Raw genomic sequence first — 22,209 nt, 5'->3', positions numbered from 1 at the left:
GGTATTAACCCGGCCATTCGTTCGCGGCCTTGGCCTTCCAGCAGGGCCGCGCCGGGCACTGATTAGCCTGCACCCCCACACGAAAAGGACCCCGCGGCCTACCAAGCACGTGCGGGGTCCCAATTCTCGATTCTCGAAAGGAGAACACCATGAATCCTAACAAACAGGCCCGAACGTACTCCGTGGCCGAAACCTCCGAAATCCTCGGAGTAAGTACTCGTTCGCTTTATCGCCATGTGAAAAGCGGTGCAGCTGCGCACTTGCGACCTATCACCGTTGGCGACCGGGTCGTGTTCCCGCGTCGGGTCATCGATGCCCTGGTGGAACCGGCAGGTGCCGCATGAACTGGCTCAAGAAACTCCTCCGCCGCGGCAAACACCGCCGCAACTATGCAATGAGGTGGCGCTAATGCACGAAATCCCACTAGCTGAGGTCATCGCACAGTTGAAAGAAATCGAGGGCCGTTATCAGGCCCTGTACCGCTACACACGCGCCCCGGAAAATATTCGCCGCCGCCTCAAGGACGGAGCCGCGCACGCCCACCATATTGCTTCACTCACCAGTGCTTATGAAAGGAAGATTCGCAATGCCAACCCAGAACACACCTAAGCGCCCACCACGCCGCGATACCAGCAGTGACTACCGCAAAATTGCCCGACTTGAAGACCAACTCGCCAAGCGTATGCGCTTCGCCTGGGCGATGCTCATCGCCGGCATCCTCATCGGCATCGTCTTCATGGCCGTTATCGCAGTCCCTCCACTCTGGTTGGGAGCACTCTAATGCCAGTATTCGGGTACGAATCCATCACCCCCTCGCGAGAAGCGAAGAAAGTCGCCCTAGCCCGCCTCGAAGGCGAAGTGCTCGACTGGGCCCGTGACCACGGAGATGCCTTCCCCACCCTGCGGGATTTGTGCCACCAGATTGAGGTGGAAATCGAGAAAGAACGAGAGCAGCTATGAGCGCTAAGCCCAGTGACCTGCCAGCACACAGTCTCGCAGCAGCCCATGAAGCAACTGTACGCCACGAAGTAGTGCTTTCCGCCCTAGCCAAAGACGCCATCTACCTCATGCACCTTTTCACCAGCCGCGGCTTTGACTACGACACCGCAATAGAACTCACCGACATCACACTCGGACGCTTCGACCATTCCAAGGAAACCGAATGAACACCTACATCCTCTCTTTGCTACGCCGCTGGGCAGCAGGAAAAACCATCAACAAAGCCCAGCTCAACGAACTCATCACCGACGGCTATATCTACACCACCGACGATGGCCGGCACCTTGCCACCCGCCGCGGCATCGAACTCATGAACACCAGAAAGGACCGCCACTAATGACTTGGATGACCAAAGACCTTACCCTCGACCTGCTGGCTATCGGCCAGGATTTCCTGCGCCGCTGCGCCGAAGCAATCAACAACCAGACCGAACAAACGCAGCCGGAGACTTCGGAGATTTCGGAGACTTCGGACAACCGTCACCCCGCAGACACCGTGCCAGAGACACCACAGCCGCAGCCACAGTCAGAAGCAACAGCACCCACAAACGAAGACCTCCTCCCCAAAGCACAGACCCTGCTTCGCAGCATAGTCCAGGCCGAAGGCCCCGACTGGGTCACCGGAACCCTATTCCCACACTTCAACGTCCAGTCCCTCACCGACGTTCCAGCCGACAAGCTCACGGAGCTCATCACCATGGCCCAAAAACACCACAAGGGGGACTAAACAATGACAGATGTCTACGTCCCCCTACTCGATGCCACCAGCATCGACTTCACCAACGACGATGAGCGCGCCAGGGTAGAAAAGACCATCACCCAAGCAGGGATTACTCACATTGAAGATGACCGGGGCGATATTCGGAAAATCTTCGGCAGGCTGAACAAAAAGACTGTACCGCTCAACAATGGTGGTGACGGACCGCAGCGCCTTACTTTCGACAAAGTACGAACATTCGGCATGCTGGAAGAATCGAAAGACAAGGCAGCGGGCGAGGTGAAGCACACCGGGCGGGCGCACGCCATATTGTCTGCTTCTAGCTCCCACAGGTGGCTCAACTGCACCCCCGCGCCACGACTTGAAGCCCAATACCCAGATAGTGAGTCCGACGCCGCGACGGAAGGCACCGCCGCCCATGAGCTCGCGGAGCACAAACTACGCCTCCTCAACGGAGACGAATCCATCCTCGTAGGGGACTCCAACTGGATAAACGAGGAAATGGACGCCCACACCGACGACTACGCCGATAACGTCATGGCAGAACTCGCGCGCGCCCAGGAGACCAGCCCAGCTGCGTTCCTCACCATTGAACAACGCCTCGACTTCTCCCACATCGTGCCCGGCGGCTTCGGTACTGGCGACGCACTCATTGTCGGAGATGGCACCATGACCGTTATCGACCTGAAATATGGCAAAGGTGTAGAGGTCAGCGCGGTGGGTAATCCGCAGATGCGACTGTACGCGCTTGGCGCCCTAGCCCAATTCGGCATGATTTACAACATCGACCGAGTACGCATGGTGATTTTTCAACCCCGCCTAAATAACGTGAGCGTCGATGAAATCAGCGTCGACGAACTGACTACGTGGGCTAGGGAAGTGGTCGCCCCGCGCGCGCAGCTCGCAATCCAAGGTGAGGGGGAGCTCAACGCCGGGGATTGGTGCCGCTTCTGCCGGCATGCTCCACAATGCCCAGCACTCGCGGCCCAATACCTCGAACCGCTGCCGAAAGAATCAGATGAGGCTACACCGGCAGCACCTGCCCCGGAAACACTCACCGACGCCCAGGTAGCCAACATCGTGGCCTGGTCTGGGGAGATTAAGAAGTGGCTTTCGAAAGTGGAGAAATTCGCCCTGGACGAGGCCAACAACGGCCGTTGTTACCCCGGGCTGAAGCTCGTGGAAGGCCGCAGCGTGCGCAAATACTCGGACGAGGAGAAAGTTGCCGCCGCGGTCGAAAAGACCGGACATGACCCCTACGAGAAGAAGCTACTAGGCGTCACTGCGATGACGAAGCTGCTCGGCAAGAAGCAGTTCCAAGATGTGCTCGGAGACTTAGTACACAAGCCCGCCGGGAAGCCAACCCTCGTCCCGGAGTCCGACAAACGGCCAGCGCTACAAGCAGCCACCCCAGAAACCGTATTCCAACCAATAGGAGGAGACAACAATGACTGACCAAGAAACCAAGTACGCACAGATTCAGAACTTATTCAACCCCACAGGGGAGAAGTTCGAAGATGCCACTGGCCCGGAGCCGGACTACCCGGACGCCGCCTAACCCCATGTTCGCCGCTGGTCGACGAGATTCACCGGCACCTTTGAACCAACAATAACCACCCACCTAATGTTCCAAGGAGGAACCACACCATGGCAATCACAAACCGCGACGTCACCTTCCCAGCTCGGCTGAGCTTCAACGACCTGTTCACCCCACGCGCAGCCCAAGAAGGCCAAGACCCCAAATACCAAGCAGTTCTCCTCGTCCCCAAGACCGACGAGAAAACCATCACCGCCATCAACACCGCCATCGACGCCGCCATCAAGGACGCGGTTTCCCGCGGCACCATCAAACAGCCCATCGACCCCACCATGACCCAGTACCCGCCACTGCGTGACGGCGACCGACCGAAGAACGACGGCACCAGCCGCGGCGACGCCTACCAGGGCCACTGGTTCATCAGCGCGAAAGCCACCCAGGCACGCAAGCCGTTTGTTGTTGACCAGAACGTTCAGCCGCTTATTGACCAGTCCGAGGTCTACTCCGGCATGTACGTTAACGCCGCCGTACAGTTCTACGTCTACTCCAACTCCGGAAACGTCGGCGTCGCCGCGTCCCTGACCGGCATCCAGAAGGTCCGCGATGGTGAGCACCTGGGCGCCGAACCAACCGCAGTAGAGGACGTGTTCTCCGCCATCGGCACCCAGCCGGGCGTGAATGCGCCGTCGGCCAACCTCGGCTTCTAACCACACAGTTCAGTGTTGTAGCGGCTAACACCCCCAGCCAGCCCGTGCTGGTTAGGGGACAAGTCACCACAAACCCGAACCGCCCTTCTGAAAGGACCGCTCATGCAACGCCTTACCCAGCCCATGTTCCTCGTCAGATCCTACATACGCGAGGACGGAACCCGCCGCTGGGCCATCTACAAAAGCGCCGTGCTCATAGTCGTGCCTTACGGATTCCCCTTCTCTCGAACCTTCAACAACCGGTCCGAAGCCCTTCACGCTGCAAACCACCTCGCCCTCAACAACGACCCATACCTGAAAGGACTCGAATGCCAACCACCTTTCCGAGCCTCATCGACCGGCTAGTCACCCGCGCCGAACAAGGCCACCTCACCGAAGCTCAACACGCCATCGTAGGCCGCGCCTGCGCCCGCCAACTCGCAGCCATCCCAACCCACCAGCACGCCCAGCGCGAAACAGCACCACGCCCCGTATTCCGCTACCGCTAAAGGAACCTCCTCATGGAACTTCCAAAAATCACCATCAGCCCTAACGCCTTCCGCGTCAACGGCCAGGACCTCATCGTGATGCACAACCCAGAGCCGACGATCCGCCACATCGGCAGCAACATCTACGGCTTAACCGTGACCATCCCCTCGGACGACATCGGCCTCGACGCCGATGCCCGCTACCGCTACAAAATCAAGTACGCGGAAACCGACTCAGAAAGCGCCGACGACGTCGAGCCGCTTGACTCCCCAGCCGGGACCCCATTCCTCGCCAGCGTATGCGGCGGCCTCCCACAACTCGTCGTCCGCACCCATAGCGTCATCGACCTGGAAGCCTGGTGGTTCCTCAACGGCACCCGCTGGCTACGAACCGACGACTGCGACGTTGAAATCATCGCCCCACTCAAAACGGACCAATGACCGCAACCCACACCAACCAACAACGCCACGCCATGCGCCTGCTCCTCGCAGACCATGGCGTTTCTCAATGCAGCACACAACTACTCGACGCACTCATCACACTCTTCACCACCCTCGAAAGGAGGACACGATGAACCGCGAACTCACCATCTCAACCGCCACAAGCCGCACCAGCGGATACTGGAACAACCAACTCACCACCAAACAAGACCTCACCGCCCGCATCTACGACCCCATAGCGTTAGACATGACGCAGGCCGAATACCAAGCACTACCCAAGGCCGAGCGCGACAAAGCCAAAGACCACGGCGGCTACGTCCTCGGACACCTCAAACAAGGACGCCGCCGCAAAGGCCACGTCCACAACCGCTCCGCCATCACCCTCGACATCGACAACCTCCCAAAAGACACAGACCTCCCACAGGTGTTGCAGGACAACCTCGACGCAGCATGGCTCGCACACACCACCACCAGCCACACCCCAGACCAGCCCCGCTGGCGCGTCATCATCTGGCTAGGCCGCAAAGTCACCCCAGACGAATACACCGCACTAGCTAGGCGCGCAGCCCAAGACATCAACCCAGGGTTGGAATGGTTCGACCACACCACCTACCAGCCAGAACGCTTTATGTACTGGCCAGCCGCCACCACCGACGGCGACTACCAAGCACACGTCTCCACTGGCCGCGAAGACCTCAACGTCGACGCCTGGCTAGGCCGCTACACCGACTGGACAGACATCACCACCTGGCCCGGCATGACCCAAGACGACGCTGAACGCGCACAACGCGCCCAGCAGTCCGACGGCAAGTTCCAGGACCCCCGAGAAAAACCCGGCATGATAGGCGCCTTCAACCGCGCATACACAATCACCAAAGCCATCACCACATTCCTCACCGACGTCTACAAACCCGGCACCATGCCCGACCGCTGGACCTACCAAGGCGGCACCTCCACCAACGGCCTCATCATCTACGACAACGACACCATCGCCTACTCCCAGCACGCCACAGACCCCGCCTGCGAACAACGCTGCACCGCCTTCGACCTCGTCCGCATCCACAAGTTCGGGCACCTTGACGAGGAAGCAGTAGCCGGCACGCCGGTCAACAAGCTGCCGTCGTATGTCGCCATGACGGAGCTCGCGACCAACGACCGAGCCACCAAGCTCGAAAACGCGAAGGAAACCGTCGAGAAAATCAACGAAGTCTTCGACGTCGTCCCGGACGCCACGGCAGGGGAGAGCGCCGTGGACACTGGCGAGCAACCGGCCGCTGATACTGACACCGACTGGGTCGCCGACCTCGAAATGACAAAAGGCGGAGGAATCAAAGACACCTTCGACAACTTCGTTCAAATCTTCACCCACGACCACCACTACAACCACATCAGCCTCAACGCCCACGCAGGAACCCTCGCAGTCACCGACCCACAAAAACTGCCCTGGAAACAAGTCAAAGAAGGCTGGTCCGAAACCGACATGGCACAGCTCAAACAATCCATCGCAGCCACCTACGGCGGGCTCTACGCACCCACCAAAATGCAAGACGCTCTCAACGCCACCGCTGCCGCCCGCGCATTCCACCCCGTCCGCGACTACTTCCGAATGCTCCCACCCTGGGACGGCATCAACCGACTCGACACCCTCCTCGTCGACTACCTCGGAGCCGACAACACCGACTACGCCCACGCCGTCACCCGCAAAACCCTCGTCGCCGCCGTCCGCCGCACAATGAGACCAGGAACCAAATTCGACCAAGTATTAACGTTGGTCGGCCCCCAAGGCATCGGCAAATCCACTATCTGGTCCAAACTAGCCGGCCAATGGTTCACCGACGACATGGCAATCAGCGACATGAAAGACAAAACCGCCGCCGAAAAACTCGCCGGCAACATCATCGTCGAAATCGCCGAACTAGCCGGCATGCGCAAAACCGAAGCCGAACAAGTCAAATCCTTCATCAGCCGCACCACCGACAAATACCGCCCCGCCTACGGACGCACCATCGAGGTCTACCCACGCGAGTGCATCCTCATCGCAACCACCAACGCCCAAGACGGCTTCCTCCGCGACCCCACAGGCAACCGCCGCTGGTGGACCGTCAACGTCGCCGGCCACGGACACGCCAGCGTCCACACACTCGACCAAGCAACAATCGACCAAATCTGGGCCGAAGCCGTCCACTATGAAAAGAAAGGAGAAACCCTCTACCTCGAAGGAGAACTTGCCGCAGAAGCAGAACAACACCAAGTCGACGCCGCCGAGTCCGACGACCGAACCGGCATCGTCGCCGAATACCTAGAAAAGGTCCTCCCCGGTAACTGGGCAGAGTTACCGCTAGGCATGCGACGCATCCACCTCGACGGCGGCATGCTGCCAGCCGAATGCATCACCTCGAGCATGTGGGACAACGCCGGCCCCCGCGAGACTGTCTCCAAGATTGAAATCTGGGCAGAATGCTTCGGCCGCGACCCAGACACCATGCGCCGCTCCGACTCCTACGATATCGCCGCCATCATGGCCCAAATCGACGGCTGGGAGAACACTGGAGAACGAGAACGGCTCCCAATTTATGGGCGCCAGCGCGTGTACCGAAGAGACCGAATTTTGGCCCAAAACTAGGGCGGGACAACCCCGGGACAAGACGAAAAAAATCACTTGTCCCGGGGTGGACAAGCGGGACAAGCACAATTTGCTTGTCCCGGCCCTTGTCCCAAGAAAAACCCCAGCGCAAGCAAAGAAACAACACACTACAGGGACAAGGGACAAGAAATATACCTAAGGAGAATATAGACATACAGACAACCCTTATGTATGCACAGACACACATAACGCCTAATCCGGACGCGTATATAGGAAAAACCGCCACTTGTCCCCAAAAGGACAAAAACCATGAACGAAAAACACATCGAACAAGCACTCATCAACGCCACCAAACAACGCGGCGGAAAAGCCCTCAAATTCACCAGCCCCGGATGGTCCGGAGCCCCCGACCGACTCATCATCCTCCGCGGCGGGAAAACCGGCTTCGTAGAACTCAAAGCACCCGGCAAGAAACCCCGCCCACTCCAACAACAACGCCTCACATGGCTCCAAAACATGGGCCACTACGCCACCTGGTGCGACAACCCCCACGACATCCCAAGGATCCTCGATGAAATTCAAACCACATGACTACCAACAACACGCAATCAACTTCATCCAAGAACACCCACGGTCCGCCCTCCTCCTCGGCATGGGCATGGGCAAAACCATCACCACACTCACCGCCATCAACAACCTCATCTACAACACCTTCGAAACACGGCAAGCCCTCATCATCGCCCCACTACGCGTAGCCCGCGACACATGGCCAGCCGAAATCCACAAATGGGACCACCTCCACAACCTCACCACCGCAACCTGCATCGGCACACCCACCACCCGACGCAACGCCCTCAACCAAAACGCCGACATCACCATCATCAACCGCGAAAACCTCCCCTGGCTCGTCGAAGAACTCACAAAGCAGGGGAGCACCTGGCCCTACGACATGGTCATCATCGACGAACTCTCATCATTCAAAAACCACAAAGCCAAACGCTTCAAAGCACTCACCAAAGCCCAACCACACATCACCCGCATGGTCGGCCTAACAGGAACACCCGCCCCCAACAGCCTCGAAGACCTCTGGGCGCCGTTCAAGCTGCTTGACGGTGGCCAACGCCTCGGCCGCACCATCACAGGATTCCGCGACCGCTACTTCACCCCTGGCAAGCGCAACGGTCACATCGTCTACCAATGGAACCTCAAACCTGGAGCAGACCAAGAAATCTACAACGCCATCGCCGACATCACCGTCTCCATGCGCACCACCGACTACCTCAACCTCCCACCATGCACCTACACCAACCACACCATCCACCTCACACCACCACAACGCCGCAACTACGACGAACTCCGCAAACAAATGGTCACCACCATCGACGACGACACCATTGACGCCCCCTCAGCCGGAGTACTCGCAGGCAAACTCCAACAACTCGCCAGCGGCGCCATCTACACCGACGACAACAACACCATCACCGTCCACAACGCGAAACTCGACGCCCTGGAAGACATCATCGAAGCAGCAGCCGGCAACACCATCCTCGTCGCCTACTGGTTCAAACACGAAGCCACCCGCATCCTCGAACGCTTCCCCCAAGCCCGACAACTCACCACCGCCCAAGACATGGACGACTGGTGCGCGGGGAACATACCCATCGGACTCATCCACCCCGCCAGCGCCGGCCACGGCCTGAACCTACAATCCGGCGGACACATCCTCGTCTGGCTCACCACACCCTGGTCACTCGAACTCTACGAGCAGACCAACGCCCGCCTCTTCCGACAAGGACAAACTGAGCCCGTCACCATCACACACATCAACGCCGCCGACACCATCGACACCCAGGTATCGGCGGCGTTGGCACGTAAAGACACAACCCAATCCGCACTCATCAACGCCGTCAAAGCACAACTCAAGGAGACCCCATGTCTCAAGTAGATGAACGCGACCTACGAGACCTAGCCCGCACACTCGCCAACCTCTACCAGGAACTCGACAGTCTCAAGTACTCACGCCCCGCACCGCCCGAGGTCCGCACCATGAAACCAGCACCCGGACCACAATCACCCGGCAACTGGCTCTACGTCGCATGCTGGCTCGACCAGTCAGTCAAACTCCGCGAAGTTGCCTTCAACGCACTCGGAGACGTGCACGTGAAGATACGCGACAATGAGACAGGGCCCATCGCCCTTTGCCGCAAGCTTGCTTTCCACGCCCAAGCCATAGCAGAACTCGACTGGGCAAGCGACCTCACCGACGAACTCGAGCACCAGACCAAGGTGATAAGCCGCCACTGCCGACCGCACGACGATGAGGTAGGAACAGTCGACGACGATGGGGAAGTTTGGCTCACCGCGAGAACCATCACCTACAAGTTGAGAGAACAGGGGTATCGAATCACACCCGAACTCCTGCGCAAATGGGCACAACGAAAAAGGATACAGAGTAAAGACGGAGATAGGATTCAATATTCCTTAAGAGAGGTTCTTCAGATCGCTCAAGACTCGTCGATAAATCGAACCTGAAGTACGGTCAACTAGCTCTATACTTCAGAGCATGTCGTCAAGTTTTGCAAAAGTCTATCGGGTAAAAATCGAGCCACCTGTTGAGCCAATGCTCGCAAACCAAAGCTCCGGTCAGCGTGTGGAAAACGCCTTATCTCAAGGCAGTGGAGTCGAACGCTACGGGCGGCTGTGGCGAATTGGAAGAGTCGATAAGATAGATAATGTTGTAATCGGCAAATTAGGTTTTATCAACAGGCCGAAGACTTCTGAAATATGGGATGAAGAAGAACTGGACTTTCAAGAGGTCCAATTCAAGGATGGTTCCTCGGCTACGTTTGCAGTGAACTTGGATAACCTCAGCTTGGCGATTCAGTCAACCCCTAATGTAGGAGTTACTTCAGCGTTGGGAGCTATACGAGCTTTACTTTCACTTGAAGGTGAAAAGTGGACGTTGAGCCCATTGAAACGAGCTGTGAGCTTTGAGCAATGGAAAAATAGCGTTGACAAAATCGTGCGCGCTAAGTACAAACTTCGTAAACCAAATCCTCATTATGGAGAGGCGAAAAGCCTTGAAGAAATTATGGAGGGTGCTGAAGCTGAAGTTGCAACCTTAGAAGTGAGCTCGGACCAAGGTCTCGACTTAGATTCCAGTTTTCTGCAAGAAACCCAACTCCATACGGAGCGAGGTTATGGAGAGGCTGACTTTGTAGGAATTAGGTCGGATGCGACAGGCCAAAATGTAGAGACTAAATATTCTTCAATAGCAGGTTCGGAAGAGGAAGCCGTTGAAATCGAAACGTTAGAAAACGGAGAAGTCTCGAACAATGATATTGCCGAGGTATCGCGGCGAGCAGATTAAAGTGGGTAGGGATGATGGGTAAGAAACCGCGCCGTGACTTAGGCCCAGTGTGGAGTATCGTAGCGTCACCGGACCTCATTCTTGGGGTTCTCGTGGGAGGCGCAGTTGCGATCGTCCCCGCGATTTCGAGTGCTAGTCGAGAAGGCTTGCAGTCAATGTTTATTGGAATCGCGGGTGTCGGCGCAGGGGTAGCTACCCTAATCCTTACGGCTATGGCGGTATTGGTGGGAGTTGTCTCACCGGCTTACGCAAAAATGCTTTCGCAAACGAAGTCAGGGGTCGCTGGTGCTGCTCGGCCTTTTCAGATAGTTGCCCAAGTCGCGGCAGCCGCTTCAGCTGCCGGACTGGTATCGGCGAATGTTATTCCAATTTTGGGTAATAATAGTTGGCTAATGTGGGGAGTTACTGCTGTTCCCTTTATTTTGGTTTTGTGGTCGGTATTTGGTTGTGTGCAAGTTTCCCGTCAATTGGCTTACCACTGGAGCAATGCTTGCAAAGCTGACGAACTCGAGCGCCGTAAGTCAGATGCTAAAGCACGCCGCGGTACTTCCTCGAGCCTGAAAAGCTTAAATTCGGAATAGCCTGTCTTGTCACGCTGTGTGCTATAATCGACGCGACGACAACTTATACCCTCAACACGCGTTGGGGGTTTTCGTCGTTTTAACAAGCCTTGTCGCCTGACTCACCACATTATTCACCAGGAAAAATTCAAACCCCGAGTGCAGGACACCGATTCACGACCGGGACAAGACACAAACAAAAAAGGGAAGGAGCACACATGATGACTAGCTCCACCCAACGTGGCTACGGCCACAACCACCAAACTCGTCGCCAACAACTCCTCTACAACCTCGAAGACGGCACCCCCTGCGACATCTGCGGCCAACCCATGCACCGCGACCCCAAAAACAACCCAGACAAAGCACCACTCGAAGCCGACCACCGCCAAGGCGACAAGACACAGCTGGCTTACCGTCTCCTGCACCGCCGCTGTAACCGCAGCATCGCCAACCACTGGCAAGAACACGGCCCTGGCTGGTACACACACCAGGGCACCAACCCAACAGGCGCAGAAGGACTCGATTGGCCAAAAGGCCGCATCATCACCTGGCCAGCCTAAACAACGGGGTGCCTAAAATCCTGACCGACCAGCTCCTAGACTCCCCCCTCGGCCTGGCTATCGGGCATTTCTTCAGGGTGCCGAAAAATTACGGGTTTATCAGCTAAGAAGAGACGTTGATGAGGTGGGAAATGCCGGAAGATTTTGGGCCTGGTGGCCAGCGGCTTTATGACCAGTTGATGGTTGGAGATTGGGACGTGTCGACGGTGGCATTGATCGTTGAAGCGGCCAGGGCTAAGGACCGTTTGGACTGTTTGGCCAGGATTACGTCGGGTGATGAGGATACGTGGACTCGTATTTTCGCTGGTGAGGGGGAATTGGTGCTGAAGTTGGATACTGCGGTGTCTGAGCAGCGGCAGTTGTTGACGGTTTTTAGGCAGTTGTTGGCGGAGATTCAAAGGAGGCAGGGTGACGGTGTCTCTGATGGTGAGGAAGACGGGCTCGCGGGGCTCTGATTACAATGCGGAGTTTCGGGAGATTATTGAGAGTGAGTTCCCGGGTCTTGAGGGGCGCCAGTCGCCGCAGGAATATGTTCATGTTGATGGTGGGGATTTCACGCACGGCGAGAAGGCTGTGGAGTTGGCGCGGCGTTTTGGCGTAACTTTGATGCCGTGGCAGCGGGAGCAGGTTATGCGGTCTCTGGCTGTTGATTCAAAGGGGCGTTGGCTGCATCAAGATATTGTTTTGTTGTGCCCTCGCCAGAACGGCAAGTCTTTGATTCTTGAGGTCGTTATCCTCTATCGGCTGTTTGTTCTGCATCATCAGATTGTTTTCTCTGCTCATCAGTGGCGCACGGCGAAAGCGATTCGTAATCGTATTTGGAAGAAGATTAAGTCGAAGCCGTGGGCTGCGCGGCGTCTGGTTCGTAATACCGCGAGTGCGGGTGAGGCTGAGATGGAAACCGCCGAGGGTGGCAAACTGCAGTTCTCGACACGCTCGAATGACATGGGCCGTGGTTTCGACGAGATTGACCTTTTGCTCCTGGACGAGGCTTACAACCTTGAGTCTGGCGAGTTGGAGGCTGTCGCGCCGACGCAGTTGGCGGCTGAGGACCCGCAGACTGTGTACACCTCATCGGCCGTCAACAGGTTCAATCACCCGAAGGGTGAGGAATTGTCGAAGATTCGTGACCAAGCTTTGCACGGGGATAACGAGGGCATGCTGTTCGCTGAGTTTGCCGCGCCCGAGGGCATGGGTCGTGATGACCCGTTGACTCATAAGCTGGCTAACCCGTCCTACGGTTTCCCGAAGCTCGTGGACGGCAAGAAGATGCGCTCGATGCGCTCCAAGCTCACTGATAACGGGTTTGACGTTGAGATGTTGGGCTGGGGGTTGTGGTTTGATCTGCGTGGCGCGTCCCAGCATGAGTATGTTTTCCCGCTTGAGCGTTGGCGTGAGCTTGCTGTCACGCGGGATGTGCGCGTGGGGGAGTGCGTGCTTGGCGTGGAGGTATCCCCTGATTCGTCGACTGTGGCGTTTGTAGCTGCTGGGCAGACTCTACGTGGTGTGCATTTGGTGGCTCATTCGGTGGGGAAGTCGTTTGAGGTTACTTCTGCTGTTGAGTTAATTCGTTGGTTTGTTGATAAGTACGACCCGGCGGCGGTGCTGTTGGATAAGGGCGCGCCGGGCGCGGTGATGGTCGCGCAGTTGCTGCAGGCTGGCATTGAGCCGGTGCTTTTAAATGGTGGGCAGGTGTCGTTGGCGTTCCGCGAGCTTCGCCAGGGTGTGGTTGATGGTGTTGTCTCCCATGATGGTTCTGATTTGTGGGAGTCGCAGTTACAGCAGGCGGTGGAGCGGAAGTCTAAGGATGGTAAGTATCCGGCGATTGACCGTTATTCCGGTGATGTTTCTGAGCTTGTTGCGGCGACGTTTGCGGCTTGGGGGCTGGCTACGTGGCTGGCGGGGGTTGAGTCTGGTCAGCGTAAGGCTGTGGAGTCGAAGCCGGTGAATCCGCTTGATTCGTTCCCGATGTTTAAACGTAAGAAGTTGATTGGAGGTGTTCTTGTTGCCTGAGAAGCAGATGGTTTCTGAGGTTGGTCATGCGTCTGTGCCGGCGTGGAGAGTGCGGACGAACGATAATTTGCCGAAGCAGTGGGATACGCGCCAGATGGAATTGCTGGAGATGCGTTCTACGGCAAAGGTTGCCCAGGTCGAGAACGCTATCCGTAAGCCTATTGAGCAGGCTACGTGGAGTATTGACCCGAATGGCGCGCCTAAGCACATTGTTGATCTTGTTTCTGGTGATTTGTCTTTGCCTGTGAAGGGTGAGGAGGGCATTGCTGCGCAGCGTGCTGGGCGTGTGTCTTGGGCGGAGCATCTGCGCGTGGCTTTGGACTCGATTTTTACCGGTGTGGCATTTTTTGAGCAGGTCTACGAGTACGGCCCGGATGGGCTGGTGCACCTGCGTAAGCTTGCCCCGCGTCCGAACCTGTCTATCCGCAAGATTCACGTTGCCACCGACGGCGGCCTTGAAGGAATCACACAGCGCGGTGTGAAGGGCCGGGGTGAGGTGTTTATCCCGGTTGAGCGTCTCGTGGTGTATCGCAGTGGTCGACGTGATGATACGTGGCAAGGCTCGAGTGTGTTTGAACCAGCGCGGGATAATTGGCTTGAGTTGATGAAACTGCAGCGACTCAACAGTCTCGTTTTGCAGCGAAACGGCATGGGCATTGCAAAATACAAGGCGTCGCAGCTTACGGATCGTTCGCAGGTGCAAGAGGAGATTGCGCGCGGCCAGGAGCTTGCCGAGTCTTATGCCGCGGGCGAAGTCGCCGGCTACTCGCTGCCGCCGGGCGCGGATATGCCCGTCGAGGGCGTGTCTGGTTCGTTGCCGGATATTCCGGCGTCGATGGAGTACCACTCCAACCAGATCGCCATTGCCTGCAACGCAACCCATTTGAACCTGACCGGCGCGGGCGGCTCGTACGCCCTGGCAAACGTTCAGCTTGGCGAGTTTATCCAGGGTGAACAGTCACACGTGGAACTGGTGGCCGACGTGGCTACGAAGTACATCGTGGAGCGTTTGGTGGCGTTGAATTTCCCGGAGTATGACGGGACGCTGCCGCTGGTTACCTCAACGCGTATTCAGGTTCAGAAGGACCTGACGCCGGGTGATATTTCCCAGCTGGCGGCTCAGGGCGTGCTGACGAAGGAACCAAACCTTGAGGGTTGGGTTCGCTCAACGTTCCGTATCCCCGCGCCGCGTGACCTTTTTGACGCGCTTAGGGCGAAGAAGAAGCTTCGTGAAGCGGAGGAAGAAATGGGCGTGACCTTAACCCCTGAATCAGAGGGGGAGAGTGAAGCACCGGTTGCTGTTAAAGAGCGCGCTGTTTTCACGAAAAACCAGGTTACGGCGTTGTTGCGCGACATAGCGAAACGGGGTGGGGAAGTTGAATGACATTTTGATGTACGGCGAAGTCGGCTTTGACATTGTCGCCCGCCAAGTCATTGATGAACTCTCACAGGCAGGCGGCGAACCTGTCACCGTACGCCTAAACAGCGGCGGCGGCGACGTGTACGAAGGAATCGCAATCCTCAACGCACTGCGCGGATACGAGGGCGACGTATCAATCTTCATTGAATCTTTGGCAGCGTCTGCCGCGTCGTTCATCGCCGCGGGCGCCGGAGGCCGCGTTGTTGCTCGACCTAACGCGGAAATCATGGTGCACCGGGCGTGGACCATGCAGATGGGCAATTCGACTGACCTATCGAAGACGATTGCTGACCTCGAACGCCAGGACGCAAAGCTCGCAGCGATTTACGCGGAGCGTACCGGCGGCACCACCGAACAGTGGCTTGAGCGTATGGAAGCTGAAACCTGGTTTAGCGCGCAGGAAGCACTTGACGCGGGGCTGGTGGACGCTATCGAGGATGCGAAGTCTAGTACTCCTGCAGCGACGCTTGGGCGTGCGCGGGTAATGGCGTCGTATAAATATTCGTCCCGGTCTGCGGCGCCGCCGCCGACACTTGGTAGCCGGCCGGAATCGGTGCCAGAAACAAATCAAGAGAAAGGGGATACTGTGGGTATTCTTAATCAGCTCGCTAAGGAGCTGGGTAAAACGCCGGAGGATGTGCAGCGCGCACTCTCCGGCTTTTTTAATGAGACCGTAACAGTCTCCGGCGAAGTCGAGGTCACTTACCCGGATGAGACCGCAATCGCACCAACCGAACGAGTAACGGTTGAACCAACCATCGGCGATACGCCGGCTGCAGGTGACGAGGAAGCACCAGCAGCACCGCAGAACGCGGCGATGGACGCTACCGGACTGGGCTTGGCATTCGCGCCGGGCACGGTGCCTGAGGGTTGGGACTTCACTGTTGACGAGGCGACTGGTGTGGTGACAGCTAAGGCACCGGTCGGCGTTGAGGTTGGTGACGTTGTTGAAGCCACCGTGAAGGTTAACGACACGACTGATGTTCCGGTGAGCTTCAAGGTTCGCTCCCTCTCCGACGATGGCGAGGATGAGGGCGAGGCGCCTGCTGGTGATGTTCCGGCGGAAGCACCAGCGAACGCTGTGGTGACTGTGCCTAAGGCTGTCTGGGATGAGTACGTGGCGGACCGTGCAATGTACGCCGCGCAGCTCGAAGCCGACAAGGCACGCGAGCTTGAGGCAAAGATTGACGGACACATCCGCGATGGTCGCTACTCCGCTGCACACCGCGGTGAGGCACTAGCGGCTTACAAGGCAGACCCAGTCGCCGCCGAGCGCCTTTGGGGTGCACTCCCGAAGAATAAGGCTGTGCCGGTGGCTGAGCTTGGCCACTCCGGTGACATGGATAACATGACCACCCTTGAGCGCATGCGCGCTAAGGCAGCGGCCAACCGTAAGAATAAGAAGAAGGAGACGAAGTATGTCTAACCCAACTTTCCGCCAGGGGCCGATCACTTTCCCGATTGCCTCCGAAGTTGAGCAATTCCGACTCGTGACAGTTAACGATGAGGGCAAGATCGCCCACGCCGCTGCTGATGGCGCAATCTTCGGCGCCGTCACTGAGAAGGGCCGCCTGGCCCCAGAAGCAGCCGGCGCACCGGAACTCGCAGTTCACTACGGTGTTGCTGCTGTGAAGCTCGAGACCACCGACACCATCAAGGCCGGCGCCGCAGTGTATGCCGCCGCTGATGGCAAGGTCTCCGCGTCCGGCACCGTGCAGGTAGGCGTCGCTGTTCGCGCCACCGAGAACAACAAGACCCTGACCGTACTCAACGGCCTGCCGCATGCCGCGGCATCGGCCGTAGCAGCCTAAAGGAGGCGCGTTAAATGAGCACTTCTAACTCTTATTTCGATGACCTTGCAGACCTCTCTGTCAAGGACATTCTGACCTCCTCTGAACTCATCGAGGCAGCTATCACTGAGCTGATGGAGGGCGAGCAGTTCTACGACCTGCTGTTCGACCCGTTCAACGTCGGTGAGCTGACCGTCGGCTACAACCTCGATACCGCGGCTGGCCTGGAAGAGGAAGTCCAGAAGGTCGCCGAGTTCGCCGAAATTCCTGTTGGTGACCCGCTGCGCGGAGAGCGTCGCTACACCGACCTCACCCCAGTTGGTATTGGCCTGCGCGTGTCCTACCAGCAGCGCAACTTCGGCACCGGCTCCGCTATCCAGCGCGAGCTCGTGGGCCGTGCTGCGGAAATTCGTCGCCGTAATGGCCGCGAGGCTATCGCCGCACTGGCAGGCGCCAATGTGGAAGAACTGCCGGTCGATGCAAAGTGGAATACCGCTGAGGCTAAGGCCATGGATGACCTCTACGCCGCTGACGACCTCCTCGCTGGCACTGTTGACGACAACGGTAAGCGCTTCGGCTACTCCGGCAAGTACGTGCTGGGTAACCGCCGTACTATCAACGCGTTGAAGCGTAATAAGCAGGTCACTGACCTCTACACGGGAGACATGGCTCACGCTGACCCACGCTTTACCCCGCTGGGCCAGCAGCCCCTCATCGGTGAGCAGTTCAATCTCATCGTTGATGAGGGCATGAAGGACGGCGAAACCTACGTCATCTCCGACACCCTGACCGGTGGCCTGGGCACTCGTTTCCAGACTGGTGAACCGCTGTTCTCTGACTGGTACGAGGAGGGTGGCCAGTCCGGTATCGGTGGCCCACGCCTGTCCTGGCGCTCCGACTATGTTCACTTCCGCAGCCTGGTGGTGCGTGCACCTAAGGCCGCTGTGAAGATCACTGGCGCTATTTAAAGGAGGTGAGCATGCCGCAGGTATTGCTAGCTAAGGCGGCGCGCTATCCCATTGGGTCGACGATCGTTCACCGTTCTGGCGAGACCATCGAGGTTGATGCTGCAGATATGGACAAGCTTCGCGAGATGGGGGTTGTCGCTGACCCGACTCCTGCAGAGACTCCAGCGCCTGCTGCTGTCGAGGTTGAATCAGTAGAGGAGGAAACCCTAGAGCCAGACGCCACGTCTGGTGGGGATTACCCACCTTTGCCAAAGAAGACCGCGCCGACTGCGGAATGGAAGGAATACGCCCGCGTCAACAGCATTAAGTTGACCGGGTTTACCAAGAAGCCGGAAATCGTCGGATTCATCACCAAGGTTGTCAACGCCTAGCCGGGCGAGGAAAGGAGGCCGGAGATGATTACCATCACCACCAACGACGTGGCCGGCATCCTGCCGCGCACACTCACCGACGATGAAACCACCCGCATGGGAAAACTCATCAAACGTGCGGTTGATCTCATCGACATGGAGTTCGGTCGCCGCGGACGAGACCTGGAAGCAGAAATTGCTGCTAAACCGTGGCTTTCCACCGCGGTGAAGCAAGCGGTGCTTGTCATGGTGTCCAAAGCCGTACTCATCGGTGAGGACATCGGGCGTGCGTCCGTATCATCTACGACCGGTCCGCAGTCGGATTCCATCTCATACTCGCAGGGCATTGGCATCCAGTGGGGCGGCGTGGGGATTGATGATGAGATCCTTGCACTTCTTGGCCTGTTAGCCGGCGGTATGCCGATGGGGCGCGGCGGGCAGGTTATCCCGTTCGGGCAACGGCGCCGCGACCACCACCACGGTGCGGAGTTCGCCGAGGGCAGGTGGTACCGATGATGCGACCTGACCAGTCTGGTGAGCCTGTCACTGTGAAAGGTGGCATGGTGGGGCGTGACCATCGTGGACGCCCGCAGTACGCGCCGGGAAAAGTGATTGAGCACTGTGTAGTGTCCCCCGCGGGTGACCAGGTCGTTAAAGGCGATGGTTTTACCCATGGGGATATTACGAAGCTGCAGGTGCTAGCCCCACCGGGCACGGTGGTGGCCGATGGGGATACGGTCACCATTCGTGGCGAGGACTATACGGTGCAGCAGCGCCGCTCGTTTGATTACAGCGTAGGTAGGCGTCCTGTGGTGTCGTGGCACCAGCCGAAGGTTGTATTCATTGTGGAGCGTGGGGAGGTCAGTGACGGTGTCGCTTAACTATCACGAGCTCTTCAAGCAGATGGCTGCCACGCCGCAGGTGAAGGCAGCGCCTCGTAAGAAGGCGGAGCAGGTGAAAAAGTACATTGAACTTCGCTGGCCCGAAGTCAATGAGATGTCCGAGCGTGACCGTGCCTTCCTCGATGATGACAGCGGTGAGGTCGTGAAAATCACCCACGCTACCCGTGGAACGAACCGCCCTACGCAGGTGGTGACGGTACGCCACCCTGGCGCTGTCGCTAAGCAGGCCAAGGACGGTTTCATCACTAAGGCGGTGAAGGATGCTTCCTGATTTCGGGGTAACTCCTGACCCGCCCGCGCTGGTACACAAGCACGTTCTAAGACTCATCCCGGAAGCGGACCATGACATGGTTCATCTTCACTTCCTGCCGGATGGATATAACTGCCACACCGACGGCATGGCCGTCGTGGTTGGTGGGGATACGGCAGAGGTGGACGGGGTGGCGCATTCGCGTGACCTCGTCAAAATTAGCGTGTACGGGCCTGACCACAAGATGGTACGCCGTCTCGGTCGCAACTTGTACACAGCTTTAACCCAAGGAATGACGGGTATCGGGCTGGGTGTGTCCCGGTCCAGCTCGCGTTTTTTCGGGTCTGGTCCGTCGTATCAGCCGACGGGGTTTGTGTCGACGATGTCTTTGTCGGTCGGTATCGCGAAGATGTTTTTCACCCCGTCGGCGCAGTAATCACACATTTTTCCATTGGCCACCTTGTATGGGGTGGTCATAAGTTCTATTTATGTCCTTTTGAAAGGGGATAGTAATGGCTAAGAATCGTAGCGTTGGCCTTGACCTGCGCGTCCTGGAAGACCGCGAAGTTCTCGTCAACTTTTCCGACACTCCAATCATTGACAAGAAGACCGGTGCTTTCGTCGGCGAGTGGGAATCCCTCGGCCTGGAGCCCACCGACTCCCAGCACTCCCACACCCGTGAGGTCTCGTCCAACACCACCAACCTGACCGGTGGACAGTCCTCCACTTCCTACACTTCCGGCGCTATTACCGCCGCGGTGGACGGTATCGCTGGCTCGCCGGTCATGCGCTACATCGAAAACCCGGGCGCGGTTGTGCAGGACGGCACCACCTACGGCAAGCACTCTGACCAGGTAGCAAAGGCATACATCGCTTTCGTGCACAAGTTCACCTCTGGCCTGGTGCGTATTTGGGTGTCTCGTGAAAAGGCTGACCTTGTGGTCAATGAGCGTGCGACCGCTAAGGACCCGCAGGCTCGCCCGGTTCAGATTACGTTCAACAATGGTGACGATGAGCGCTACTACGAGGAGCGTTTCTACATCGTCGGAGAGGATGGCTCCGTGGTTCGCGTGGAGGAAAAGGTCTTTAAGGACGTCGCTGACGTCAAGGAGCAGATTGAGGCCGGTACTGCGTTCCACCCGCAGGCTTCGTCCAGTGGCCTGACCGCAATGGTCGTGGCGGAAGACAAGTCCGACCACGTCAACCTGTACGAGTACAAGGATCCGGAGACGGGTGAGGTCGCTGAGGGCTCTGCTGAGGGTGTTCGCCCGAGCGATGAGCCTCGCGGCCCGGGCGTGGGCTCTGAGGAAGAGGAAGCTGGCGGCTTGCCAGATTCTGAGGAAGAGTCCGGCGACCTCGGCGGCGAGATGTAGCTAGCTGATGGGCCTTGCGTCTTTGTTGTGGTGATTCCGCGCAAGGCCCTAACACAGACTTCCAAGGTCGAGGAATCACCACCACTTTTAAGCCCCGTAAAGTGCGGGGCTTTATTCAATTCCATAGGAGGAATCACCATGGCCACGGCAAAGAAAAACACCACCAAGAAGAACGATGAGGTTGAGGTCCTCGACCCGGCGCCCGAAGTTAAGGGGACCGTCGAAAATCGTATCTACACCGAAAAGGACGTGGAGCTTACCAACGGTGCGCTGGTCGATGTCAGCGTCCTTTTAGATAATGACGACCTGCCTGCGTCTTTTGCTTCTTTGGTTGCTGAAGGCAACGTTGGCGGAATGCTTATGGCGAAATTGCCCGAGAAGACTCGTAAGCTTCTGGATTGGGTTGGCGCGACGCAAAAGGACTTGCGTGAGGTAATCGCCCCAATTGTTCGGCGTGCGGATGAGCTGCCCGAGTCTGAGAAGTATAAGAAGTAATGTCCGCCCGGCTGATTTTGGACGATGAGCCGGGCAGCTGGGTGGAGTTTACGTGCGGTCGCCGGCGCTTTACGGCGCGGCGTGACCCCATGTGGCTCGGCCACGACGACCTACCAGAATTACTGGTTAACCCGCGCCTACTGTGGTGGCTCATGGATGATGACTCGCGGATAAAGTCCATGACCACGGCGATGATTAACGGTGGGGTCGATGACCAGCTTGTCGCGTATCTGGAGGCGGTGGGGCTGAGTATTTTCAAGCTGGCACTGGCCACCCACGCCCTCGAAGATGCTGACCTGCTTGAGGTGGACCTTTTGCGTATTGGGGTGGATATTCGTGACTGGCTTGACCCCGAAGGCCCCCTGTCCACGCGCCGGGTAGTGGCGCTGTATCAAGATTTGCTGGACCGGCCGGAAACACGTGTGGGCGCGAAGCGTTTCGACGTGAAGCCGATTGATAAAGCAGGCCTTGCGGCCGTGCTATTCCACACCAGCTTCATGGACCAGGGGTTTGAGCATTCATTTATTAAGTCGCCTACTGATTTGGAGCAAGAGGCTGAGCAGGCGCGTATCGCCGCGCAGAAGCGTGAGCGCATGACCCAAGACCGCCGGCGTGTGCTGTCTGATGGTAGTGGCCGGTCGTTTGAATCTTCGCAGTCGGAGTCGCTGCGGATGCTGGAGGAATTAGAGCCCACGTAGGTGGGGGA

General features: G+C 57.8%; 32 protein-coding genes. All 32 read left to right on the top strand.

Translation table 11 applies throughout. The features are described from left to right. Window positions 1-149: 149 nt before the first annotated feature. The 32 genes from HMPREF1287_RS12115 to HMPREF1287_RS05625 all read left to right on the top strand — a co-directional run bounded on the left by HMPREF1287_RS12115 (window position 150) and on the right by HMPREF1287_RS05625 (window position 22,201). Complete coding sequence (locus HMPREF1287_RS12115; protein WP_023017017.1) at window positions 150-344, top strand: helix-turn-helix domain-containing protein; 195 nt, start codon at window positions 150-152, stop codon at window positions 342-344. 64 nt (window positions 345-408) lie between these two features. Next, window positions 409-609, top strand: coding sequence for a hypothetical protein (locus HMPREF1287_RS05765; protein WP_023017018.1), 201 nt, complete (start codon window positions 409-411; stop codon window positions 607-609). Further along, complete coding sequence (locus tag HMPREF1287_RS05760) at window positions 587-781, top strand: hypothetical protein (protein WP_023017019.1); 195 nt, start codon at window positions 587-589, stop codon at window positions 779-781. The genes HMPREF1287_RS05765 and HMPREF1287_RS05760 overlap by 23 nt, the downstream gene beginning before the upstream one ends. Next, window positions 781-960 carry a hypothetical protein gene (locus HMPREF1287_RS05755; protein ID WP_023017020.1) on the top strand — a complete coding sequence of 60 codons (180 nt, stop codon included), beginning with the start codon at window positions 781-783 and terminating at the stop codon, window positions 958-960. The genes HMPREF1287_RS05760 and HMPREF1287_RS05755 overlap by 1 nt, the downstream gene beginning before the upstream one ends. After that, window positions 957-1,166, top strand: a complete 210-nt coding sequence (locus tag HMPREF1287_RS05750) for a hypothetical protein (RefSeq protein ID WP_023017021.1) — start codon at window positions 957-959, stop codon at window positions 1,164-1,166. Before HMPREF1287_RS05755 ends, HMPREF1287_RS05750 begins: the two co-directional genes overlap by 4 nt. After that, entirely contained in the window at window positions 1,163-1,336 is a 174-nt protein-coding gene (locus HMPREF1287_RS12440; RefSeq protein WP_023017022.1) for a hypothetical protein, read from the top strand. Before HMPREF1287_RS05750 ends, HMPREF1287_RS12440 begins: the two co-directional genes overlap by 4 nt. Next, entirely contained in the window at window positions 1,336-1,725 is a 390-nt protein-coding gene (locus HMPREF1287_RS05745) for a hypothetical protein (RefSeq protein WP_023017023.1), read from the top strand. Before HMPREF1287_RS12440 ends, HMPREF1287_RS05745 begins: the two co-directional genes overlap by 1 nt. Window positions 1,726-1,728: 3 nt before the next feature. Continuing rightward, a complete protein-coding gene (locus HMPREF1287_RS05740; protein ID WP_023017024.1) occupies window positions 1,729-3,171 on the top strand; it encodes a DUF2800 domain-containing protein in 1,443 nt (480 codons plus the stop codon). A gap of 192 nt (window positions 3,172-3,363) precedes the next feature. Continuing rightward, window positions 3,364-3,960, top strand: a complete 597-nt coding sequence (locus tag HMPREF1287_RS05735) for a DUF2815 family protein (protein ID WP_023017026.1) — start codon at window positions 3,364-3,366, stop codon at window positions 3,958-3,960. A gap of 308 nt (window positions 3,961-4,268) precedes the next feature. Continuing rightward, a complete protein-coding gene (locus HMPREF1287_RS12435) occupies window positions 4,269-4,448 on the top strand; it encodes a hypothetical protein (protein ID WP_023017028.1) in 180 nt (59 codons plus the stop codon). A 12-nt stretch (window positions 4,449-4,460) separates the two neighbouring features. Then, window positions 4,461-4,868, top strand: coding sequence for a hypothetical protein (locus HMPREF1287_RS12430; RefSeq protein WP_023017029.1), 408 nt, complete (start codon window positions 4,461-4,463; stop codon window positions 4,866-4,868). 130 nt (window positions 4,869-4,998) lie between these two features. Continuing rightward, entirely contained in the window at window positions 4,999-7,491 is a 2,493-nt protein-coding gene (locus HMPREF1287_RS05720; protein WP_023017031.1) for a virulence-associated E family protein, read from the top strand. Window positions 7,492-7,761: 270 nt separating this feature from the next. Continuing rightward, complete coding sequence (locus HMPREF1287_RS05715) at window positions 7,762-8,043, top strand: VRR-NUC domain-containing protein (protein ID WP_023017032.1); 282 nt, start codon at window positions 7,762-7,764, stop codon at window positions 8,041-8,043. After that, window positions 8,024-9,397 carry a DEAD/DEAH box helicase gene (locus HMPREF1287_RS05710; RefSeq protein WP_023017033.1) on the top strand — a complete coding sequence of 458 codons (1,374 nt, stop codon included), beginning with the start codon at window positions 8,024-8,026 and terminating at the stop codon, window positions 9,395-9,397. Before HMPREF1287_RS05715 ends, HMPREF1287_RS05710 begins: the two co-directional genes overlap by 20 nt. Continuing rightward, entirely contained in the window at window positions 9,385-9,984 is a 600-nt protein-coding gene (locus HMPREF1287_RS05705; protein ID WP_023017034.1) for a hypothetical protein, read from the top strand. The genes HMPREF1287_RS05710 and HMPREF1287_RS05705 overlap by 13 nt, the downstream gene beginning before the upstream one ends. A 31-nt stretch (window positions 9,985-10,015) precedes the next feature. Then, entirely contained in the window at window positions 10,016-10,822 is an 807-nt protein-coding gene (locus HMPREF1287_RS05700) for a hypothetical protein (RefSeq protein WP_156905105.1), read from the top strand. Between the two features lie 155 nt (window positions 10,823-10,977). Further along, window positions 10,978-11,403 carry a hypothetical protein gene (locus HMPREF1287_RS12425; protein ID WP_156905104.1) on the top strand — a complete coding sequence of 142 codons (426 nt, stop codon included), beginning with the start codon at window positions 10,978-10,980 and terminating at the stop codon, window positions 11,401-11,403. Between the two features lie 197 nt (window positions 11,404-11,600). After that, on the top strand, window positions 11,601-11,942 hold the full coding sequence (locus tag HMPREF1287_RS05695; protein ID WP_023017037.1) for a hypothetical protein: 342 nt from the start codon (window positions 11,601-11,603) through the stop codon (window positions 11,940-11,942). A gap of 131 nt (window positions 11,943-12,073) precedes the next feature. Continuing rightward, window positions 12,074-12,397: a hypothetical protein gene (locus HMPREF1287_RS05690; protein ID WP_023017038.1), complete on the top strand. Its 324-nt coding sequence runs from the start codon at window positions 12,074-12,076 to the stop codon at window positions 12,395-12,397. Continuing rightward, window positions 12,366-13,955, top strand: coding sequence for a phage associated protein (locus HMPREF1287_RS05685; RefSeq protein WP_034654186.1), 1,590 nt, complete (start codon window positions 12,366-12,368; stop codon window positions 13,953-13,955). The genes HMPREF1287_RS05690 and HMPREF1287_RS05685 overlap by 32 nt, the downstream gene beginning before the upstream one ends. Continuing rightward, window positions 13,945-15,339, top strand: a complete 1,395-nt coding sequence (locus tag HMPREF1287_RS05680) for a hypothetical protein (protein WP_156905102.1) — start codon at window positions 13,945-13,947, stop codon at window positions 15,337-15,339. The genes HMPREF1287_RS05685 and HMPREF1287_RS05680 overlap by 11 nt, the downstream gene beginning before the upstream one ends. Continuing rightward, window positions 15,332-16,801 carry a head maturation protease, ClpP-related gene (locus HMPREF1287_RS05675; RefSeq protein WP_034654329.1) on the top strand — a complete coding sequence of 490 codons (1,470 nt, stop codon included), beginning with the start codon at window positions 15,332-15,334 and terminating at the stop codon, window positions 16,799-16,801. Before HMPREF1287_RS05680 ends, HMPREF1287_RS05675 begins: the two co-directional genes overlap by 8 nt. After that, a complete protein-coding gene (locus tag HMPREF1287_RS05670) occupies window positions 16,794-17,186 on the top strand; it encodes a capsid cement protein (RefSeq protein WP_023017042.1) in 393 nt (130 codons plus the stop codon). Before HMPREF1287_RS05675 ends, HMPREF1287_RS05670 begins: the two co-directional genes overlap by 8 nt. Window positions 17,187-17,200: 14 nt before the next feature. Then, the gene (locus HMPREF1287_RS05665) at window positions 17,201-18,133 is read left to right on the top strand and encodes a hypothetical protein (protein WP_023017043.1); all 933 of its coding nucleotides are present in this window, start codon (window positions 17,201-17,203) and stop codon (window positions 18,131-18,133) included. A gap of 11 nt (window positions 18,134-18,144) precedes the next feature. Beyond that, window positions 18,145-18,504 (top strand): hypothetical protein, encoded by a 360-nt coding sequence (locus HMPREF1287_RS05660; RefSeq protein ID WP_023017044.1) that lies wholly within the window; start codon window positions 18,145-18,147, stop codon window positions 18,502-18,504. Window positions 18,505-18,528: 24 nt separating this feature from the next. Continuing rightward, window positions 18,529-18,999 carry a Gp19/Gp15/Gp42 family protein gene (locus tag HMPREF1287_RS05655; RefSeq protein ID WP_023017045.1) on the top strand — a complete coding sequence of 157 codons (471 nt, stop codon included), beginning with the start codon at window positions 18,529-18,531 and terminating at the stop codon, window positions 18,997-18,999. Beyond that, the gene (locus HMPREF1287_RS05650) at window positions 18,996-19,364 is read left to right on the top strand and encodes a hypothetical protein (protein ID WP_023017046.1); all 369 of its coding nucleotides are present in this window, start codon (window positions 18,996-18,998) and stop codon (window positions 19,362-19,364) included. The genes HMPREF1287_RS05655 and HMPREF1287_RS05650 overlap by 4 nt, the downstream gene beginning before the upstream one ends. After that, the gene (locus tag HMPREF1287_RS05645) at window positions 19,354-19,656 is read left to right on the top strand and encodes a hypothetical protein (RefSeq protein ID WP_023017047.1); all 303 of its coding nucleotides are present in this window, start codon (window positions 19,354-19,356) and stop codon (window positions 19,654-19,656) included. Before HMPREF1287_RS05650 ends, HMPREF1287_RS05645 begins: the two co-directional genes overlap by 11 nt. After that, window positions 19,646-20,071, top strand: a complete 426-nt coding sequence (locus tag HMPREF1287_RS05640; protein WP_023017048.1) for a hypothetical protein — start codon at window positions 19,646-19,648, stop codon at window positions 20,069-20,071. Before HMPREF1287_RS05645 ends, HMPREF1287_RS05640 begins: the two co-directional genes overlap by 11 nt. Before the next feature lie 76 nt (window positions 20,072-20,147). Beyond that, window positions 20,148-21,008 carry a hypothetical protein gene (locus tag HMPREF1287_RS05635; RefSeq protein WP_023017049.1) on the top strand — a complete coding sequence of 287 codons (861 nt, stop codon included), beginning with the start codon at window positions 20,148-20,150 and terminating at the stop codon, window positions 21,006-21,008. 138 nt (window positions 21,009-21,146) lie between these two features. Then, complete coding sequence (locus HMPREF1287_RS05630; protein ID WP_023017050.1) at window positions 21,147-21,503, top strand: hypothetical protein; 357 nt, start codon at window positions 21,147-21,149, stop codon at window positions 21,501-21,503. Beyond that, complete coding sequence (locus HMPREF1287_RS05625) at window positions 21,503-22,201, top strand: hypothetical protein (RefSeq protein WP_023017051.1); 699 nt, start codon at window positions 21,503-21,505, stop codon at window positions 22,199-22,201. Before HMPREF1287_RS05630 ends, HMPREF1287_RS05625 begins: the two co-directional genes overlap by 1 nt. The last annotated feature ends 8 nt before the right edge of the window (window positions 22,202-22,209 follow it).

The organism is Corynebacterium sp. KPL1986, from assembly GCF_000477975.1.
In the GTDB taxonomy this organism is placed as follows: domain Bacteria; phylum Actinomycetota; class Actinomycetes; order Mycobacteriales; family Mycobacteriaceae; genus Corynebacterium; species Corynebacterium accolens.
This window is presented reverse-complemented; position numbering and strand designations above follow the sequence as displayed.

What these genes read in the sequence shown, in the direction of transcription:
- HMPREF1287_RS05650 (WP_023017046.1), top strand. Translation starts at nt 18,996, where the DNA reads ATGATGCGACCTGACCAGTCTGGTGAGCCTGTCACTGTGAAAGGTGGC.
- HMPREF1287_RS05670 (WP_023017042.1), top strand. Translation starts at nt 16,794, where the DNA reads ATGTCTAACCCAACTTTCCGCCAGGGGCCGATCACTTTCCCGATTGCC.
- HMPREF1287_RS05625 (WP_023017051.1), top strand. Translation starts at nt 21,503, where the DNA reads ATGTCCGCCCGGCTGATTTTGGACGATGAGCCGGGCAGCTGGGTGGAG.
- HMPREF1287_RS05635 (WP_023017049.1), top strand. Translation starts at nt 20,148, where the DNA reads ATGGCTAAGAATCGTAGCGTTGGCCTTGACCTGCGCGTCCTGGAAGAC.
- HMPREF1287_RS05700 (WP_156905105.1), top strand. Translation starts at nt 10,016, where the DNA reads ATGTCGTCAAGTTTTGCAAAAGTCTATCGGGTAAAAATCGAGCCACCT.
- HMPREF1287_RS05660 (WP_023017044.1), top strand. Translation starts at nt 18,145, where the DNA reads ATGCCGCAGGTATTGCTAGCTAAGGCGGCGCGCTATCCCATTGGGTCG.
- HMPREF1287_RS12430 (WP_023017029.1), top strand. Translation starts at nt 4,461, where the DNA reads ATGGAACTTCCAAAAATCACCATCAGCCCTAACGCCTTCCGCGTCAAC.
- HMPREF1287_RS05760 (WP_023017019.1), top strand. Translation starts at nt 587, where the DNA reads ATGCCAACCCAGAACACACCTAAGCGCCCACCACGCCGCGATACCAGC.
- HMPREF1287_RS05665 (WP_023017043.1), top strand. Translation starts at nt 17,201, where the DNA reads ATGAGCACTTCTAACTCTTATTTCGATGACCTTGCAGACCTCTCTGTC.
- HMPREF1287_RS05640 (WP_023017048.1), top strand. Translation starts at nt 19,646, where the DNA reads ATGCTTCCTGATTTCGGGGTAACTCCTGACCCGCCCGCGCTGGTACAC.
- HMPREF1287_RS05755 (WP_023017020.1), top strand. Translation starts at nt 781, where the DNA reads ATGCCAGTATTCGGGTACGAATCCATCACCCCCTCGCGAGAAGCGAAG.
- HMPREF1287_RS12115 (WP_023017017.1), top strand. Translation starts at nt 150, where the DNA reads ATGAATCCTAACAAACAGGCCCGAACGTACTCCGTGGCCGAAACCTCC.
- HMPREF1287_RS05735 (WP_023017026.1), top strand. Translation starts at nt 3,364, where the DNA reads ATGGCAATCACAAACCGCGACGTCACCTTCCCAGCTCGGCTGAGCTTC.
- HMPREF1287_RS05765 (WP_023017018.1), top strand. Translation starts at nt 409, where the DNA reads ATGCACGAAATCCCACTAGCTGAGGTCATCGCACAGTTGAAAGAAATC.
- HMPREF1287_RS05750 (WP_023017021.1), top strand. Translation starts at nt 957, where the DNA reads ATGAGCGCTAAGCCCAGTGACCTGCCAGCACACAGTCTCGCAGCAGCC.
- HMPREF1287_RS12435 (WP_023017028.1), top strand. Translation starts at nt 4,269, where the DNA reads ATGCCAACCACCTTTCCGAGCCTCATCGACCGGCTAGTCACCCGCGCC.
- HMPREF1287_RS05740 (WP_023017024.1), top strand. Translation starts at nt 1,729, where the DNA reads ATGACAGATGTCTACGTCCCCCTACTCGATGCCACCAGCATCGACTTC.
- HMPREF1287_RS05720 (WP_023017031.1), top strand. Translation starts at nt 4,999, where the DNA reads ATGAACCGCGAACTCACCATCTCAACCGCCACAAGCCGCACCAGCGGA.
- HMPREF1287_RS05630 (WP_023017050.1), top strand. Translation starts at nt 21,147, where the DNA reads ATGGCCACGGCAAAGAAAAACACCACCAAGAAGAACGATGAGGTTGAG.
- HMPREF1287_RS12425 (WP_156905104.1), top strand. Translation starts at nt 10,978, where the DNA reads ATGTTTATTGGAATCGCGGGTGTCGGCGCAGGGGTAGCTACCCTAATC.
- HMPREF1287_RS05710 (WP_023017033.1), top strand. Translation starts at nt 8,024, where the DNA reads ATGAAATTCAAACCACATGACTACCAACAACACGCAATCAACTTCATC.
- HMPREF1287_RS05705 (WP_023017034.1), top strand. Translation starts at nt 9,385, where the DNA reads ATGTCTCAAGTAGATGAACGCGACCTACGAGACCTAGCCCGCACACTC.
- HMPREF1287_RS05715 (WP_023017032.1), top strand. Translation starts at nt 7,762, where the DNA reads ATGAACGAAAAACACATCGAACAAGCACTCATCAACGCCACCAAACAA.
- HMPREF1287_RS05745 (WP_023017023.1), top strand. Translation starts at nt 1,336, where the DNA reads ATGACTTGGATGACCAAAGACCTTACCCTCGACCTGCTGGCTATCGGC.
- HMPREF1287_RS05695 (WP_023017037.1), top strand. Translation starts at nt 11,601, where the DNA reads ATGATGACTAGCTCCACCCAACGTGGCTACGGCCACAACCACCAAACT.
- HMPREF1287_RS05655 (WP_023017045.1), top strand. Translation starts at nt 18,529, where the DNA reads ATGATTACCATCACCACCAACGACGTGGCCGGCATCCTGCCGCGCACA.
- HMPREF1287_RS05690 (WP_023017038.1), top strand. Translation starts at nt 12,074, where the DNA reads ATGCCGGAAGATTTTGGGCCTGGTGGCCAGCGGCTTTATGACCAGTTG.
- HMPREF1287_RS05685 (WP_034654186.1), top strand. Translation starts at nt 12,366, where the DNA reads ATGGTGAGGAAGACGGGCTCGCGGGGCTCTGATTACAATGCGGAGTTT.
- HMPREF1287_RS12440 (WP_023017022.1), top strand. Translation starts at nt 1,163, where the DNA reads ATGAACACCTACATCCTCTCTTTGCTACGCCGCTGGGCAGCAGGAAAA.